At 66.6% G+C, this 16032-nt stretch carries 17 protein-coding genes; 5 read left to right on the top strand and 12 right to left on the bottom strand.

What is annotated here, in order from left to right:
* From dksA to dapF, 6 genes are all read right to left on the bottom strand, one after another.
* Positions 1-417 (bottom strand): RNA polymerase-binding protein DksA, encoded by a 417-nt coding sequence (gene dksA, locus AC1Z3W_RS35805; protein ID WP_006477498.1) that lies wholly within the window; start codon positions 415-417, stop codon positions 1-3.
* Positions 418-911: 494 nt separating this feature from the next.
* The gene (locus tag AC1Z3W_RS35800) at positions 912-1982 is read right to left on the bottom strand and encodes a CobW family GTP-binding protein (RefSeq protein ID WP_124833763.1); all 1071 of its coding nucleotides are present in this window, start codon (positions 1980-1982) and stop codon (positions 912-914) included.
* A gap of 201 nt (positions 1983-2183) precedes the next feature.
* Positions 2184-3398 carry a class I SAM-dependent rRNA methyltransferase gene (locus AC1Z3W_RS35795; RefSeq protein ID WP_483509457.1) on the bottom strand — a complete coding sequence of 405 codons (1215 nt, stop codon included), beginning with the start codon at positions 3396-3398 and terminating at the stop codon, positions 2184-2186.
* A 76-nt stretch (positions 3399-3474) separates the two neighbouring features.
* Positions 3475-4395, bottom strand: coding sequence for a tyrosine recombinase XerC (gene xerC, locus AC1Z3W_RS35790; protein ID WP_124833764.1), 921 nt, complete (start codon positions 4393-4395; stop codon positions 3475-3477).
* 13 nt (positions 4396-4408) lie between these two features.
* The gene (locus AC1Z3W_RS35785; protein WP_175825870.1) at positions 4409-5137 is read right to left on the bottom strand and encodes a DUF484 family protein; all 729 of its coding nucleotides are present in this window, start codon (positions 5135-5137) and stop codon (positions 4409-4411) included.
* Positions 5138-5174: 37 nt separating this feature from the next.
* Positions 5175-6044, bottom strand: a complete 870-nt coding sequence (gene dapF, locus AC1Z3W_RS35780; protein ID WP_483509456.1) for a diaminopimelate epimerase — start codon at positions 6042-6044, stop codon at positions 5175-5177.
* 419 nt (positions 6045-6463) lie between these two features.
* Between dapF and AC1Z3W_RS35775 the strand changes: the two genes are divergently transcribed.
* Positions 6464-6742: a type II toxin-antitoxin system RelE/ParE family toxin gene (locus tag AC1Z3W_RS35775; protein ID WP_057924597.1), complete on the top strand. Its 279-nt coding sequence runs from the start codon at positions 6464-6466 to the stop codon at positions 6740-6742.
* 14 nt (positions 6743-6756) lie between these two features.
* Positions 6757-7059, top strand: coding sequence for a HigA family addiction module antitoxin (locus tag AC1Z3W_RS35770; RefSeq protein ID WP_057924596.1), 303 nt, complete (start codon positions 6757-6759; stop codon positions 7057-7059).
* A gap of 25 nt (positions 7060-7084) precedes the next feature.
* On the opposite strand, the gene lpxL is transcribed toward AC1Z3W_RS35770, so the two are convergent.
* Positions 7085-7969 carry a lauroyl acyltransferase LpxL gene (lpxL, locus tag AC1Z3W_RS35765; RefSeq protein WP_057924595.1) on the bottom strand — a complete coding sequence of 295 codons (885 nt, stop codon included), beginning with the start codon at positions 7967-7969 and terminating at the stop codon, positions 7085-7087.
* Between the two features lie 265 nt (positions 7970-8234).
* Between lpxL and metK the strand changes: the two genes are divergently transcribed.
* A complete protein-coding gene (gene metK, locus AC1Z3W_RS35760) occupies positions 8235-9422 on the top strand; it encodes a methionine adenosyltransferase (RefSeq protein ID WP_040128500.1) in 1188 nt (395 codons plus the stop codon).
* A 118-nt stretch (positions 9423-9540) separates the two neighbouring features.
* Here metK and AC1Z3W_RS35755 read toward each other — a convergent pair whose 3' ends face one another.
* Positions 9541-9882 carry a hypothetical protein gene (locus AC1Z3W_RS35755; RefSeq protein ID WP_124833767.1) on the bottom strand — a complete coding sequence of 114 codons (342 nt, stop codon included), beginning with the start codon at positions 9880-9882 and terminating at the stop codon, positions 9541-9543.
* A 354-nt stretch (positions 9883-10236) separates the two neighbouring features.
* Between AC1Z3W_RS35755 and AC1Z3W_RS35750 the strand changes: the two genes are divergently transcribed.
* Positions 10237-11010, top strand: a complete 774-nt coding sequence (locus tag AC1Z3W_RS35750) for a phytanoyl-CoA dioxygenase family protein (protein ID WP_124833768.1) — start codon at positions 10237-10239, stop codon at positions 11008-11010.
* 150 nt (positions 11011-11160) lie between these two features.
* On the opposite strand, the gene AC1Z3W_RS35745 is transcribed toward AC1Z3W_RS35750, so the two are convergent.
* Entirely contained in the window at positions 11161-11367 is a 207-nt protein-coding gene (locus AC1Z3W_RS35745) for a DUF3185 family protein (RefSeq protein WP_057924822.1), read from the bottom strand.
* A 184-nt stretch (positions 11368-11551) separates the two neighbouring features.
* Here AC1Z3W_RS35745 and mgrA point away from each other — a divergent pair, with 184 nt between their 5' ends.
* Entirely contained in the window at positions 11552-12595 is a 1044-nt protein-coding gene (gene mgrA / locus AC1Z3W_RS35740; protein WP_483509455.1) for an L-glyceraldehyde 3-phosphate reductase, read from the top strand.
* A 117-nt stretch (positions 12596-12712) separates the two neighbouring features.
* Here mgrA and AC1Z3W_RS35735 read toward each other — a convergent pair whose 3' ends face one another.
* From AC1Z3W_RS35735 to AC1Z3W_RS35725, 3 genes are all read right to left on the bottom strand, one after another.
* Complete coding sequence (locus tag AC1Z3W_RS35735) at positions 12713-12898, bottom strand: hypothetical protein (protein ID WP_011353526.1); 186 nt, start codon at positions 12896-12898, stop codon at positions 12713-12715.
* A gap of 299 nt (positions 12899-13197) precedes the next feature.
* Positions 13198-14079 (bottom strand): DMT family transporter, encoded by an 882-nt coding sequence (locus tag AC1Z3W_RS35730; RefSeq protein ID WP_124833770.1) that lies wholly within the window; start codon positions 14077-14079, stop codon positions 13198-13200.
* Positions 14080-14479: 400 nt separating this feature from the next.
* Entirely contained in the window at positions 14480-15730 is a 1251-nt protein-coding gene (locus AC1Z3W_RS35725) for an MFS transporter (RefSeq protein ID WP_057924590.1), read from the bottom strand.
* Positions 15731-16032: the final 302 nt, after the last annotated feature.

The raw sequence follows: 16032 nt of genomic DNA, 5'->3' as shown, positions 1-16032 counted from the left end.
TCAGTCGCCGAACAGCTTCTGGCGCAGCTCGCGGCGCTCTTGCGCCTCGAGCGACAGCGTGGCCGTCGGGCGCGCGAGCAGGCGCGGGATGCCGATCGGTTCGCCGGTTTCCTCGCACCAGCCGTAATCGCCGGAATCGATGCGGGCGAGCGACTGCTGAACCTTCTTGAGGAGCTTGCGTTCGCGATCGCGCGTGCGAAGCTCGAGCGCGTGCTCTTCCTCGATCGTCGCGCGATCGGCGGGATCGGGCACGATCACCGTCTCGCGCAGGTTCTCGGTCGTCTGGCCTGCGTTCTTGAGGATGTCCGCCTGCAACTGTTCGAGCCGATTTTTGAAGAAGGCGAGCTGATCCTCATTCATGTAATCCTTGTCGCTCATCTTCAGGATTTCGGCTTCGGTCAAGAGTTTCTTCGTCATCTGCTTGCTTCTTCAATGTGCGGCAAATCAAGAGATATTGCCTGCACTTTGGGATTACCCGCAACTGCGCTTGCAATCATTTGCGATTTGCCGCCGCGGGGCCGAAAGCCTCTGGAAAACCGGTTCTCAAATACCAGGATAGGCCTGGCGCGGATTTGCGCGCGCGGCGAACCGGTGCTGCGCGGCAGATCGCATCGGCCGCGGCCGGGTGGCGGATGGGCGATCCGGCGCGGTTGCGATGCCCGGATTAATGGTTCAGCAAGAACCGGGCCTGTTATTGCCGTACTCCAGCGGGCACGTATTGTAACTGAATCGCAAGCGGGCGCCGTATCGGGTCGATCCCCGTCGGCTGCGCCAATATCTAGAAAATATAACGCGCAAATCGCGAAAAAGCGATGACGGCGAAACCCTGCCCGGAAAAGGCGCCCCGCGGCCGCAGCCGCCGCCTGCGAGACGGCCGTGCGGGAAGGGGGCGCAACGGTTGCCCGCGCGCGTCAGGCGAGGCAGGCGTCGAGGCCGTCGGTGATCAGGTCCTGCGGCAGGTCGACGCCGATGAACACCATCTTGTTGGTCTTCTTCTCGGCCGGCAGCCACTTCGCGGCGAGGTCGCTGCCCATCATCTGGTGCACGCCCTGGAACACGACCTTGCGATCGACGCCCTTCATGTACAGCACGCCCTTGTAGCGCAGCATCCGTTCGCCGTAGATCTGCAGGATGCCGCCGAGGAAGTCTTCCAGCTTGTTCGGGTCGAACGGGCGGTCGTTGCGATACACGAACGACTTGATCTTGTCGTCATGGTGCGCGTGGTGGTGGCCATGATCGTGATCGTGCGCGCATTGACCGTGATCGTGGTCGCAATTGGCGTGATCGTGATCATGGTCGTGATCGTGGTGGTGATGCGCGTGATCGTCTTCGGCGAGGAAGTCGGGGTCGATCTCGAGCTTCGCGTTCAGGTTGAAGCCGCGCAGGTCGAAGATTTCCTTGATGTCGGCTTCGCCGAAATTCACGACCTTGATCGTCGCCTTCGGGTTCATGTGCATCAGACGGTGCTTGAGGCCCGCCACCGTCTGGTCGTCGACGAGGTCCGACTTCGTGATGAACAGGCGATCGGCGAAGCCGACCTGGCGCTGCACCACTTCATGTTCGTCGAGCTGCGCGTTCGCATGCTTCGCGTCGACCAGCGTGATGACGGCGTCGAGCAGGAAATCGTCGGCGATCTCGCTGTCGATGAAGAAGGTCTGCGCGACGGGGCCCGGATTCGCGAGGCCGGTGGTTTCGATCACGATGCGGTCGAAGTCGAGCTTGCCGTCGCGCTTCTTCGCGGCCAGGTCGCCCAGCGCGCGTGCGAGGTCGCCGCGGATCGTGCAGCAGATGCAGCCGTTGCTCATCTGGATGATCTGCTCTTTCGTGTCCTGAACGAGGATCTCGTTATCGATGTTCTCTTCGCCGAATTCGTTCTCGATCACGGCGATCTTCATGCCGTGCTGTTCGTTCAGGATGCGCTTGAGCAGCGTCGTCTTGCCGCTGCCGAGGAAGCCGGTAAGGATGGTGACGGGAGTGGCCATGTCGGTCGCCTGTGGTTCGTGAATCGGGGTCAAAACCAGGATGTGTGCGTCGCGCCTTCGGCTCGCGAGCCGGGGCGCACAACCATCCATTGAAACATACCTGTCAAGCCCTCGCCCGTCGTCCGGACGACAGGCGGGAGTGCGAATCCGCCGGGTGCGAGGGTGCGGCCGGCGGACGGTTACGCGCGTAGATCGGGGCGATCAGACGATTTGCAACAGCAGGCCCTTCAGATATTCGCCTTCCGGGAACGCGGCAAGCAGCGGATGGTCGACGCCCGCGCCGAGCCGCTTCAGGATCCGTGCGTCGACCTTCGCGTCGGCCGCCGCGCCCGCGACGATCTTCTGGAACAAGTCCATGTCGATCGCGCCCGAGCACGAGTATGTGAACAGCAGGCCGCCCGGGCGCAGCAGCTTGAAGCCGCTCAGGTTGATGTCCTTGTACGCGCGTGACGCGCGCTCGACGCTGTCGCGGGTCGGGGCGAACTTCGGCGGATCGAGCACGATCAGGTCGAAACGTTCGCCTTCGTCGACGAGGCGGCGCAGCGTCTTGAACGCGTCCGCGTCGAGCCAGGTCGCGCGTTCGGCATCGAAGCCGTTCGCCACGACGTTCTGCTGCGCGAGCGCGAGCGCATCGCCCGACGAGTCGATCGACACGACGCGTTTCGCGCCGCCCTTGAGCGCCGCGAGCGAGAAGCCGCCGGTGTAGCAGAAGCAGTTGAGCACGTCGCGGCCGTCCGCGTATTGCGCGACGAGCGCGCGGTTGTCGCGCTGGTCGACGTAGAAGCCCGTCTTGTGGCCGTTCGGCACGTCGACGTGATACCGCACGCCGTTTTCGTTCGCGATCAGCGTGGCGGGCGGCGCGTCGCCGGCGAGCACGCCGGTCGTCTGCTCGAGCCCTTCCTTGTCGCGGATCGACACGTCGGAGCGTTCGTACACGTTCGGGCAGCCAGTCGCGCCGCTGAGCGCCGCGACGATCGCGTCCTTCCAGGCTTCGACGCCCGCGGCCATGAACTGGCACACGAGCTGGCCGCGCGGCGTGGCGCCCTGTTCGGCCGTGTCCGCGATGTAGTAGTCGACGATCAGCCCCGGCAGCCCGTCGGCTTCGCCGAACACGAGCCGCACGGCGCCCGTGCCCGACACCATCGTCGTGCGGTGCGCGACCGCGCGCTGCACGCGGCGCTTGAAGAATGCGTGGTCGATCGGCTCGTTCTCGTCGAAGCTCCACACGCGCACGCGGATCTGCGACTGCGGGCTGTACGCGCCGCGTGCGAGGAAGCGGCCGTCGTGCGCGCGCACGACCACGGTCGCGCCCGGCGCGGGCTTGCCGTCGACGCGATCGATCGCATTGGCATAGATCCACGGATGCCGGCGCAGCAGCGATTTTTCCTTGGACGGTTTGAGTGTGACGGTTTGCATGATGAGATCGAAATGGGCCGTGCGCGAAGCCGGCCGTTGCCGGTCGCCGCGCGCGGCGGGTAACGCGGGACGCGCGTCAGTCGCGCTTCTTCGCGCGCGGATGCGCGCTGTCGTAAATCTTCGCGAGATGCTGGAAGTCGAGCGACGTATAGACCTGCGTCGCGGCGACGCTCGCGTGGCCGAGCAGTTCCTGCACCGCGCGCAGGTCGCCGCTCGACTGCAGCATGTGCGTCGCGAACGAATGGCGCAGCACGTGCGGGTGGACGTTGGCGGGAATGCCCGCGGCGAGCGCCGCGCGTTTCACGCGGTCGCGCACGACGCCCGGCGCCATCCGGTTGCCGCGCACGGACACGAACAGCGGATGCGGGTCGTGCTTCACGAATTCGCTGCGCACCGCGAGCCACGCGTTCAGCGCGTCGATCGCCTTGCGGCCGACCGGCACCTTGCGTTCCTTGTTGCCCTTGCCGAGCACGGTGACTTCGGCTTCGGCGAGATCGAGCCAGCCGGCCGAGCGGTAGCCGTCGGCCTGCGTGTACATGACGTCGAGCCCGACCAGTTCGGCGAGGCGCAGCCCCGACGAATAGAACAGTTCGAGGATCGCGTGATCGCGGATGCCTTCGGTCGTGCCGGCGAGCGGCGCGTCCATCAATGCCGAGGCATCGTCGACCGACAGCGCCTTCGGCAGGGTTTTCGGACGCTTCGGCGCACGCACCGCGGCGACCGGGTTTGCGGGCATCTCGATGCGTTGCGCGAGCCAGCGGTAGAACGCGCGCCATGCGGACAGCCGGTGCGAGATCGAGCGCGCGGACAGTCCGCCCGCATGCGCGCGCGCGACCGCACCGCGCATGTCGGCGGCCGTCAGCGCGTCGAGCGGCCGGCCGGCGGCGAGCTTCTTCAGTTCGTCGAGTTCGTGCGTGTACGCCCGCAGCGTGTGTTCCGACAGCTGCCTGACGTGCTTCAGGTTCGACAGGTAGGCGGCGATCGGATCGTCGGTCATCGCGGGCGCGAGATCAGTGCGGCAGCAGGCGCGTGAGCGCGGCGCTCGCGAGCGTCGCGATCTGCGCGAGGAAGTCGGTCGCCATCCCGTCGTGGAAGCGGCGCGGATCGGGCGAGCCGAGCACGAGCAGGCCGAACGCGGGCGCATCGATGCCGGCGAGCGGCGCGCGCAGCGCGAGCAGTGCGACCGACGTGGCCGCGCTGTCACCGGCCGGCGGCGCGGCTTCCACGCCATCCGTCGCATTCGCGGCCGAGGCGGCGACCGTGGGCGCGAGCCACTGCGCGGCCTCGAAGCCGGTGTTCGCGCCGCAGTACGGCGTCGACAACCCGTTCGTAAACAGGCGCACTTCCTCGCCGACCTGGCGCGCGAAATCGGCCTGCGCATAGGTGTCGGCGACATCCCACACGCGCAGTGCCGTTTGCGGCACGTCGAACACGTCGGCGATGCCTTCGGCGATCGTGCGCGGCAGCGCGTACGGGTCGCGTTCCGCGATCACGCGCGCGGTCCAGCGGCTGAACTTCGCGGACAGGCTGTCGTTCTCGTGGCCGTAGCGCACGAGCTCGGCGAGCCGGCGCTCGAGATGCTTGTTCTTGTCGCGCAGCATCTCCATCTGCCGCTCCTGCAGCGAGATCGCGGCCTTGCCGTGCGGGTTCGCGAGGCGGATCGTCGCGAGCAGCTCGGCGTGCCGCGCGAAGAATTCGGGATTGGCGAGCAGGTAGTCGGCGACTTCGCGATCGTTCATGTGGCTGGAGCGTTCAGTTATCAATGACGTTGCAGGGTCAGACGTTCAGGTCGATCTCGCCTTCGAACACGGTTGCGGCGGGCCCGGCCATCATCAGCGCGGCGGTTTCGTCGCGCGCGCCGTCCCAGCTGATCGTCAGCGTGCCGCCGTGCGTGTGAACGGTCACCGGCGAATCGAGCAGGCCGCGCCGGATGCCGGCCGCCACCGCCGCGCATGCGCCGGTGCCGCACGCGAGCGTCTCGCCCGCACCGCGTTCGTACACGCGCAGTTTCACTTCGCTGCGCGACACGATCTGCATGAAGCCGGCGTTCACGCGCTGCGGGAAGCGGGCGTGGCGCTCGATCAGCGGGCCTTCTTCGAGCACCGGATACGCTTCGGCATCGTCGACGATCCGCACCGCGTGCGGGTTGCCCATCGACACCGTCGAGATCCAGCGCGTCGCGCCGCCGACGTCGAGCGGCCACAGCGTGTCGTGGCCCTCGGTGCGGCCGTCGAGCCCCGCTGCGTCGAACGGTACCTGCGCCGGCACGAACACGGGCGCGCCCATGTCGACGACGACTTCACCGTTGTCCTGCATCGTCAGCGTGATCAGGCCCTTCATCACCTGCACGCGCACGCTGCGCTTGTCGGTCAGGCCGCGGTCGCTGACGAACTTCACGAAGCAGCGCGCGCCGTTGCCGCAGTGTTCGACCTCGCCGCCGTCGCAATTGAAGATCCGGTACTTGAAATCCGCGTTGTCGGCGGTCGGTTTCTCGACGACCAGCAACTGGTCGGCGCCGATGCCGAAGTGTCGGTTGGCGAGTGCGCGTACCTGCGCTTCGGTGAGCGGCGGCAACGCGCGCGAATAGCCGTCGAGCACGACGAAGTCGTTGCCCGCGCCGTGCATCTTGGTGAACGAGAGTTTCACTGGGTCCGGAATTCCATGGCGAACAAGGCGGTCGGCACGACGGACGCGGCATGCCGTCATGTCGGGCGCCGTCGTTCGTCGTGCTGATCTCAACCGCAAATGATACATGCAGCCGACAGGGGCGTCCTGCTCGGGCGGCGCGGCGGGTGTCGTTCGGGCGGCGGAGCCGGAAGAGGTCGGCCGATCGGCCGACTGGTCGCGCGGGCGACGAGTCGGCAGATTGAGGCGGTGCGGTGTGGCGGGCGTTGCCAGGGCGAGTGAATCCGGCGGCATGCGTCCGGGCTTTGCCTACGCACGGGACGAACCGCGTGCGTGTTTTCGTACCGGTCGAATTGACAACTCAATCGGGCGATTCGTATAGTCAGGCTATACGCCATGTGGGCCATGCCATCGATATCGCACGCAAGTATGGGAGGCCCATGATCAAGTCATGGCAGCACAAGGGGCTGGAGGCGTTTTTCACGAACGGGAGCAAGGCGGGCATCCGGCCGGATCATGCCTCGCGGTTGCGGCGCCAGCTTGCTCGTCTCGACATGGCGAGTCAGCCGCTCGACATGAACGTGCCGGGCTGGCGCCTTCACCGCCTCGCCGGCGGGATGGAGGGTTACTACTCGGTGAGCGTGAGCGTCAACTGGCGCCTGACGTTCAGGTTCGAGGGGCCCGATGTCGTCCTGGTCAACTATCAAGACTATCACTGAGGTCATTCAACGCCATGACTCGCATCTTCAATCCGCCCCATCCGGGCGAAACGCTGCGTGACGACATTTTGCCGGCGCTCCGCCTGACCGTGACCGAAGCCGCCGCGCAGCTCGGCGTCACGCGGGCGGCACTGTCGCGCATCCTGCACGGTCACGCCGGCATTTCGCCTGAAATGGCACTGCGTCTCGAAGCGTGGCTCGGTGAGGAAAACGGCGGGAAGGCCGATCTGTGGCTCGCGCAGCAGTCGGCCTACGATCTGTGGCAGGCACGCGCGAAAGGCGTGCCGAAGGTGGCGAGGGCGCGGGCGCGCGTTTGACGGCGCGCTCGCGGCCCCGCTCGACTCAATAAAGGCTCGGCTCGCCGGGCGGGCGCGTCTTGAAGCGCTTGTGGACCCAGTAATACTGCTCGGGCATCAGCGGAATCTGTTCCTCCAGGAATTCGTTCATCCGCCGCGCGTCGAGATCGTCGTCGCCGGTCGGGTAGTGATCCCACGGCTTGAACACCTTCAGCCGATAGCCCTTGTAGTTCGGCAGCACCTCGCCGATGAACGGCACGACCTGCGCGCGGCCCGTCTTCGCGAGCCGGCCGACGGCCGTCAGCGTGCACGCGGGCACGCCGAAGAAGGGTACGAACGTCGAATTGCGCAGACCATAGTCCATGTCCGCGCCGAGCATCACCGGCTTGCGGTCGCGCAACCAGCGCAGCACGACGCGCGCGCTGTCCGCCCGGCCGACCATCTCGGCATCGAAACGCCCGCGCGCCTTCTTCGCCTCTTCCTCGAGCACGGCATTCGAGAACGGCTGGTACAGCGATCCGCAGCGACGCTGCAGCGAGCGGTTCAGCCAGATCGAGCCGGCTTCGATGCCGACGAAATGCAGGCCCAGGAACAAGGTCGGGGGCAGATCGGGATCGGTGAGATCGACCGCACTGTCGACCTGGATCAGCTTCGCGAGCTTCCTCTCGGAGCCGAACCACTGGACGCTGCGCTCGACGTAGCTGCGGATCGCGTGACGGAAATGCAGGCCCGCCACTTCCTCGCGCCGTTCGTCGCTCCAGTCGGGGAAGCAGAGTTTCAGATTGGTATGTACGATGCGCTTTCGCCGGCTGGGAATCTGGTACAGCAGCCAGCCGAGGCCGTCGCCGAACCGTGCGGTCAAGCCATACGGCAGCAGGGCGAGCAGCTTCAGCAAGCCGATGGCGAGGTGCGTGCCGAGGCGGCCTAGCATGCGGAATCTCCGTGGGGCCGGCTGGCCGGCACGTTGCGAACAGGGGGGTAGGACAGCGGACGATGCAGCACGGGTGGCGCTCTGTGACAATTCACGAAAGCCGCTATAATACGGGCTTCGCCGAGTTAACTGACAACTTGCGGGGCGAAGCCGGCTGGCGCGAAGCGCGCTGCCCGGTCCTGGTAATCCGCTAAAGCGTCGCCGCTTCAGGCCCAACGAAGCTGGCTACGTGAAACCAACCGTAACCACACAGGAGCCTGAAAAAGTGGCAAACGATTATCTCTTCACGTCCGAATCCGTCTCCGAAGGCCATCCGGACAAGGTCGCGGACCAAATCTCGGACGCGATTCTCGACGCCATCCTCGAGCAGGACAAATACTCCCGCGTTGCAGCCGAAACGCTGTGCAACACGGGTCTAGTCGTTCTGGCTGGTGAAATCACCACGACGGCCAACATCGATTACATCCAGATCGCGCGCGACACGATCAAGCGCATCGGCTACGACAACACCGACTACGGCATCGACTACAAGGGTTGCGCGGTGCTCGTCGCGTACGACAAGCAGTCGCCGGACATCGCGCAAGGCGTCGACCGCGCACATGACGACAACCTCGATCAAGGCGCGGGCGACCAGGGCCTGATGTTCGGTTACGCCTGCGACGAAACGCCGGAACTGATGCCGCTGCCGATCTACTTGTCGCACCGTCTGGTCGAGCGCCAGGCCAGCCTGCGCCGCGACGGTCGCCTGCAATGGCTGCGTCCGGACGCGAAGTCGCAGGTGACGGTCCGCTACGTCGATGGCCGCCCGGATTCGATCGACACCGTCGTGCTGTCGACGCAGCACGCACCGGACATCGAACTGCCGGCACTGCGCGAGGCCGTGATCGAGGAAATCATCAAGCCGACGCTGCCGGCCGACCTGATCAAGGGCGACATCAAGTTCCTGGTGAACCCGACCGGCCGGTTCGTGATCGGCGGCCCGCAGGGCGATTGCGGCCTGACGGGCCGCAAGATCATCGTCGATACCTACGGCGGTGCCGCACCGCACGGCGGCGGCGCGTTCTCGGGCAAGGATCCGTCGAAGGTCGACCGTTCGGCAGCGTATGCCGGCCGCTACGTCGCGAAGAACATCGTCGCGGCAGGCCTCGCATCGCGCGCGCTGATCCAGGTGTCGTACGCGATCGGCGTCGCCGAGCCGACCTCGGTGATGGTCAACACGTTCGGCACGGGCCGCGTGTCGGATGCGGTGATCACGAAGCTCGTGCGCGAGCATTTCGACCTGCGTCCGAAGGGCATCATCAAGATGCTCGACCTGCTGCGCCCGATCTACGAGAAGACGGCAGCTTACGGCCACTTCGGCCGCGAAGAGCCGGAATTCTCGTGGGAAGCAACCGACAAGGCACTCGCGCTGGCCGAAGCGGCCGGCGTGGAGCCGACGGCACGCGTCGCGTAAGCGTCGTCCGCCAGAAACGAAAAACCCCGGCATGCCGGGGTTTTTTTTATGCGTGTCGCGCGCCGGCGAGATGGCGGCGCGCGTGGCGGGTACGGCGCGCCGGCGCGGGGGTTCAGGTTCAGCGTGCGCTGAAACCGAACCACCCGTTGCTGGCCGCGAGGCGGCGCGGGCGGTTGATGCGGCGCTGCGGGCCGAGCGTGCGGCGCAGCGCGAGCGCGCGCAGCGACGACGGCTTTTGCAGCAGCGAGCGCAGGCCGGCGCGGCGTGCGAACGTCTGCGCGCTCATCATCGAGAAGAACGCGTGGAACCACGCGCGGATGCCGTCCAGCCGGCTGTGCGCGTGCGTGTGCTCGGCGAGCGCCTGCGCGCGGGCGCGGTGATGGCGCAGCGAGCGGGCGGGAGCGGACGGCACGACGCGCTTCGCAGCGCGGCTGAGACGGGAAGTCAGACGGAATGGCATGTGAACGATGCTTCGCTTGTATGGATGGCGCCCTTGAAGAGCACACTGGTATGAACGGCCTCGGATGGCGCAACGGATCTTACCGAAAGTCGTCGCGCGCCGCGCCCGCCAGAATTGACAGGCCGCGACAGGCTACAGGGGTTTCATGACGCGCAAAAGTCGCGATAAACCCTTGTGCCGCAAGCGAGTCGCCGCATACCGCCTGTCGCTGAGGCTCGCGCCGCGCCGCACAGTTCCCTTGCGCCAGATCAAATCGGCGATTGGCATGCCCCTGCGCACGACAATGGCGCTGTTCGCGGAATCCGGCGCCGATTTACAATCGTCACATTCACACCAATAAACGTCTGGCATCCCATGTCGTCTCCATTGCAGTCGGAATCGATCCGCGCGCAAGTCGCGGAATTGCTCGAACGCGGTTTCGTCGTTGCGCGCGGCCTCGTCAGCGAAGCGCAGTGCGCGGCGCTCAAGCGCATCGCGGAGCGCCAGTTGCAGGAAGCGGCGGAGCCGATCGAGTTCGAGGCGGATTTGCGCTACCCGGGCGCGCCGGAGTCGAAGCATGCGCCGGGCGGGCATACGGTGCGGCGGCTGCTGGACGCCTACACGCGCGATCCGGCGTTTGCCGAGCGCGCGATCGCGCCCGAAATCGGCGCGTGGATGCGTGAGTACTTCGGCGAGCAGCCGGTGCTGTCGTGCGCGCATCACAACTGCATGATGACGAAGCATCCCGCGTACGGAAGCCTGACGGGCTGGCATCGCGACTTCCGCTACTGGTCGTTCGAACGTGCCGACATGGTGTCGGTGTGGCTCGCGCTCGGACCGGAAACGAACGAAAACGGCGCGCTCTGGCTGGTACCGGGGTCGCACACGGCCGAATTCGGGCCCGAAGCGTTCGACGACGCGAAGTTCTTCCGCAGCGACCTGCCGGAGAACCGCAAGATGATCGACGCGGCAACCTGTCCGCCGCTCCAGACGGGCGACGTCGTGTTCTTCCACTGCAACACGCTGCATTCGGCGGGGCAGAACCGCTCCGACCAGGTGAAGTTCTCGCTCGTCTACACGTATCACGGCGTGAGCAACCGGCCGGTGCCGGGCACGCGTTCGGCGACGAAGCCGGAAGTGCAGTTCTAGCAGTGCTTCGGGGCGGCGACGCAGCCGCGCCGATGGCCCGATGCGGCGCTGTGCGGGCGGATGAAGAAACGGGCGGCCTCGGCCGCCCGTTGCATTTTGCGTGGCGCGTTCGCGCGACGCGGGCCCGTCATGAGCCGCACCGCTGCGCGATCAGCGCTTGCTAGGCGGCATCGCGAGGCCGATCAGGCCGATCAGCGAGGCGACAGCGCCGCCGGCGATCAGCAGGATCGTTTTCGTGGCGGGCGAGCCGGTGAAGAAGCGCGACATGTTGTCGTTGATCGAATGGAACGACTGGCCGCCGAAATACAGCAGCACGACGCCGCCGACGAGCAGTGCAACCGAGATGACCCGGGACATACCAACCTCGCTGTAACGGTGATTCGAGACGCCGCAGTGTAGGCGACGCGCGCGGTCGCGTCCATTGCCGTGCGTGCTCGCGCCGCGTTCGCTACCATAGCCGTCGTGTGTTTCCTTCGCCGTCGGCGCGCGATGTTCGCGTGCGGCGCGCGTCCCTTCCCCGACGTCCTGACGGAACCGACCCATGGCCTACGAAGCAGCTTCCGAACGTTATGCCGACATGCAATACCGCACCTGCGGCAAATCCGGGCTCAAACTGCCCGCCCTGTCGCTCGGCCTGTGGCACAACTTTGGCGACTCGACGCCGATCGCGACGCAGCGCGACATCCTGCGCACCGCGTTCGACCTCGGCATCAATCACTTTGACCTCGCGAACAACTACGGGCCGCCGTACGGCAGTGCCGAAACCAACTTCGGCCGGCTGCTGAAGGAAGATTTCCGGCCGTACCGCGACGAGCTGCTGATCTCGACGAAGGCCGGCTGGGATATGTGGCCGGGGCCGTACGGCAGCGGCGGCGGGTCGCGCAAGTACGTGCTCGCGAGCCTCGACCAGAGCCTGCAGCGGATGGGCCTCGACTACGTCGACATCTTCTATTCGCATCGCTTCGACGCGCACACGCCGCTCGAGGAAACGGCCGGCGCGCTCGCATCGGCCGTGCAGCAGGGCAAGGCGCTGTACATCGGCATCTCGTCCTACTCGGCCGCGAAGACGCGCGAGATGGCCGAGTTGCTCGCGCAATACAAGGTGCCGCTGCTGATCCATCAGCCGTCGTACAACATGCTGAACCGCTGGATCGAGCAGGATCTGCTCGGCACGCTCGACGAGATCGGCACGGGCAGCATCGCGTTCACGCCGCTCGCGCAGGGGCTGCTGACGTCGAAGTACCTGAACGGCGTGCCGGTCGATGCGCGGGTGAACAAGCCGGGCGGCGGGTCGCTGAAACAGGATCACCTGAGCGCGGACAACCTCGAGCACGTGCGCAAGCTCAACGGCATCGCGGAGCGGCGCGGGCAAAGTCTCGCGCAGATGGCGCTTGCGTGGGTGCTGCGCAATGGCCGCGTGACGTCCGCGCTGATCGGCGCGAGCCGCGCGGAGCAGGTGCGTGAAAACGTCGGCGCGCTGAAGAACCTCGAATTCTCGGCCGACGAACTTGCGGAGATCGATCGCTACGCGACCGAAGGCGGCATCAATCTGTGGGAAAAGCCGTCCACCGATCAGGCGATCTGACCGGCAGCAACGACAGTCGATACGGGATGCGAACGATCGCATGCCGTATCGCAACACGCACACGAACGCCCTCGCGTCGCTGCGATACAGCGATGTGACCGGCGCGCAAATGCGTCGCTAGATCAGCGCAGGCAGGCCTTCGACGAGCAATACCGCAACGCCGACGCCGAGGATGACGCCGAGCACGCGCAGCAGGTTGTGGCGGAATTCGGTTGCGCACGGCACCGCGCCGAGAAATAGCGCTCCGGCCAGCGCCATCGGAATCAACAGGATGAAGTCGCCGATCGTGAAATAGGTCGTCATGCGTGTCTCCATAGTCGGCCGGCGCAGGCACGCGCCTGTTCCCGCCCCGATGCCGGGCATTTCTCATGTTGTGCCGACCCGATTGCGAGCGGGGCGACAGTTCGAGTATAGGCAACCTCGCGGCGTTTTTCGCTATCCGAACCATTAAAAGTATGCGGAAAACCCGGGGAATTCCGCATTTTTCCCGCGAACAAGACGAACGCCTTGCGCAAGTCTTTCCCGTTCCTTTCGTTTTGTGCAGATACGTCGTACGTGTTCGATCCGGAGCGCCGCACCCGCGGGTACGGCGCTCCGTCCGCTTACGCGCGGTCGGGTTGCGCGCGAACGGCCGGCGTGCGGAACACGAGCGCGAGCCCCGCGACGATCGCCCCCATGCCGGCGAGCGCGAGCGGTTCAGGCCGGTTGCCGAGCCAGACCGCGTCCATCAGCGTGGTGACGACGGGCACGAGATAGAACAGGCTCGTCACGTTGACGAGATCGCCGCGCTGCATCAATCGGTAGAACAGCAACTGCGCGATCACCGAGATCACGATGCCGAGCCACAGCAGCGGCACGACGAGCGCCCAGCCGACTTCGACCGAGATCGGCCGGAACGGCAGGACCGCCGCGCACAGCGCGAGGCCGATCGCGTTCTGGAGCGGCAGCACGTCGGCGGGCGCCGCCCGCGCGCGTTTTTGCAGCAGCGAGCCGACGGTCAGCGCGACGAGTGCCGTGAGCGCGCACGCGACGCCGATGATCGGCAGGCCGGCGCCGCCCACGCCGCGGCACACGACGAGCGCGAGGCCGCCCAACGACAGCCCGAGCCCGGCGATGCGCATCGGCTGCCAGCGCCGCTCGACGATCGCGAGCGTGAGGATCGGCTGCACGCCGAGGATCGTCGCGAGCACGCCCGGCGCGATCCCGCGCTCGAGCGCGAGCAGATAGAAGATCGAATAGCCGCCCATCATCAGCAGGCCGGTCAGCGCGGCCATGCGCCGCTCGCCGCGTGGCGGCAGCCAGCGGCCGCGCACGACGGCCGGCACGAGCAGCACGAGTGACGCGAGCGCGAAACGTGCGGTGAGAAAGACGAACGCGGATGCGTGACGCAGACCGAGTTCAGCGAAGATCGCGCCGCTGCTCCACAGCAGCACGAAGAGCGACGTCACGCCATGCGCGGCGAGCGCGCGTTTGAACGAAACCATGTGAATCCACCTGTCGAACGGATCGAAACGTTCCATGTCGCGCGCGGCAACGCGCCGTGCGTGATCACGCACGAACGGCCGCAAACGGGCGAATGGAAAACGGAAAGGAAAGCCGGCTGGTCAGCCGACGCGTGCCGCCGGCGGGGGCGGCGCGGCGCCGACGAGCGGCGGTGCGACAGGAGGAGGAAGGACCGACGGATGCGCGCACGCCTGCGGCCGCGAGTCGAACTGCGGCCGGGATTTTGCGAGAGCGGACGTGAGCGGATGCATCGTGTCGAAAGGCGCTTGAACGCGAATGAGCGTCAACGGTACCGCAAGGCGGCCATTCAGCGCAACTGCCAGCGCAACTGCCGCACTGGCGGCATGACGCCACCGCCGTCGCGCGAACGACCGAACAAGGTCACGCGGCGCCGCGGCGTTCGCGCATGCGCAGCCACGCGGCAGCGGCGAGCCCGTTCGCGAGCAGCGTGGCGACCAGTGCTGCGACGCCCGGCCAGCCATACGCGCTCCAGAAGCGTCCGCCGAGCGAGCCGACGATGCTCGAGCCGAGATAGTAGGACAGCAGGTACAGCGCGGCGGCCTGGCCCTTGCCCCGCGTCGCGAGGCGGCCGACCCAGCCGCTTGCGGTCGAATGCCCGGCGAAGAAGCCGAACGTCACGCATGCGATGCCGAACGCGATCGCCGCGACCGGCTGCAGCAGCGTCAGCGCGACGCCGGCCAGCATGATGACGACGCTGGCGATCAGCACGCGGCCGCGGCCGAGCGAGTCGGCCATGCGCCCTGAAAGCGGCGACGCAACGACGCCGACGAGATAGACGACGAAAATCGCACCGATCGTTGCCTGGTTCATCGAATACGGCGGCGCGAGCAGCCGGTAGCCGACGTAGTTGTACAGCGTGACGAAGCCGCCCATCAGGATGAAGGCCAGCGCGAACAGCACGGGCAGCTCGCGGCGGCCGGCGAGATGCCGGCCGAGCGCGGCGCGATGCTGCGCGAAGCCGAGCCCGCGGCGTGGTGCGAAATGGCGCGACGGCGGCAGCAGCGCGCGAAACGCGAGCGTGGACGCGAGTCCGAGCACACCGATTGCACCGATCGCGATGCGCCACGTGAACAGGTCGGCCAGCACACCCGCGATCACGCGTCCGGCCATTCCGCCGATCGCGTTGCCGCCGACATAGAGCCCCATCGCGAGCCCGAGGCCGTCCGGGCGGACTTCCTCGGCGAGATACGCCATGCCGACCGCGGGCACGCCGCCGAGCGCCAGCCCGGTGAGCATGCGCAGCACGAGCATCTGGTGCCAGTGCGGCGCGAATGCGGCGACGAGCGTGAGCAGCGACGACAGCAGCAGCGACACCGTCATCAGCCGGTGGCGGCTCACGCCTTCCGAGACGAAGCCCGCGACGAACACGGCGACGGCGAGTGCGGCCGTCGAGAACGACAGCGCGAGGCTGCTCTGCGCGGGGCTGACGCCGAACGTGCCCGAGAATTCCGGCAGCAGCGGTTGCACGTAGTAGAGCAGCGAGAAGGTCGCGTAACCGGCGAACAGCAGCGCGACGCTCGCGCGCCAGTAGCTGCGCGAGCCGCGTTCGAGATAGGGCGGGGAGGCGTCGCGGCGCGCGGCCGCGGGCGTGGTTCCGTTGGAGGCGGTCACGCGAGATCTCCTGACGGCCGGGGCAAAGGCCAGACGATACGCGCAATGCGCAATTCGCGTGCGCATCGCATGGCCGGCCGGATTCGGGAGACAGTCACATTCGACAGGGTATGATGGGGGTGTCCGCCCGTGCAAGCGCACGCGCGACGCAGTGGTTGATTGGAGACATTCGACGAATTCGCGGCACTTCACCCGCTTCTTCTTCTTTTCGCGCTTCGATAAACCGTGAACAATGGGATCACGCGCAACACCCCGGCGAGGGCGGCGCGGATCGTGCATTTGCCGGCTCGCCAGCGGGCCGG

It is taken from the genome of Burkholderia sp. 10_S31, from assembly GCF_056930375.1.
This window is presented reverse-complemented; position numbering and strand designations above follow the sequence as displayed.

Bases quoted from the DNA above. Each gene is read 5' to 3' on its own strand.
- AC1Z3W_RS35800 (WP_124833763.1), bottom strand. From the start codon at position 1,982: ATGGCCACTCCCGTCACCATCCTTACCGGCTTCCTCGGCAGCGGCAAG.
- mgrA (WP_483509455.1), top strand. From the start codon at position 11,552: ATGGCCTACGAAGCAGCTTCCGAACGTTATGCCGACATGCAATACCGC.
- AC1Z3W_RS35735 (WP_011353526.1), bottom strand. From the start codon at position 12,898: ATGACGACCTATTTCACGATCGGCGACTTCATCCTGTTGATTCCGATG.
- AC1Z3W_RS35750 (WP_124833768.1), top strand. From the start codon at position 10,237: ATGTCGTCTCCATTGCAGTCGGAATCGATCCGCGCGCAAGTCGCGGAA.
- AC1Z3W_RS35730 (WP_124833770.1), bottom strand. From the start codon at position 14,079: ATGGTTTCGTTCAAACGCGCGCTCGCCGCGCATGGCGTGACGTCGCTC.
- AC1Z3W_RS35795 (WP_483509457.1), bottom strand. From the start codon at position 3,398: ATGCAAACCGTCACACTCAAACCGTCCAAGGAAAAATCGCTGCTGCGC.
- xerC (WP_124833764.1), bottom strand. From the start codon at position 4,395: ATGACCGACGATCCGATCGCCGCCTACCTGTCGAACCTGAAGCACGTC.
- dksA (WP_006477498.1), bottom strand. From the start codon at position 417: ATGACGAAGAAACTCTTGACCGAAGCCGAAATCCTGAAGATGAGCGAC.
- AC1Z3W_RS35745 (WP_057924822.1), bottom strand. From the start codon at position 11,367: ATGTCCCGGGTCATCTCGGTTGCACTGCTCGTCGGCGGCGTCGTGCTG.
- AC1Z3W_RS35775 (WP_057924597.1), top strand. From the start codon at position 6,464: ATGATCAAGTCATGGCAGCACAAGGGGCTGGAGGCGTTTTTCACGAAC.
- AC1Z3W_RS35770 (WP_057924596.1), top strand. From the start codon at position 6,757: ATGACTCGCATCTTCAATCCGCCCCATCCGGGCGAAACGCTGCGTGAC.
- AC1Z3W_RS35755 (WP_124833767.1), bottom strand. From the start codon at position 9,882: ATGCCATTCCGTCTGACTTCCCGTCTCAGCCGCGCTGCGAAGCGCGTC.
- lpxL (WP_057924595.1), bottom strand. From the start codon at position 7,969: ATGCTAGGCCGCCTCGGCACGCACCTCGCCATCGGCTTGCTGAAGCTG.
- AC1Z3W_RS35785 (WP_175825870.1), bottom strand. From the start codon at position 5,137: ATGAACGATCGCGAAGTCGCCGACTACCTGCTCGCCAATCCCGAATTC.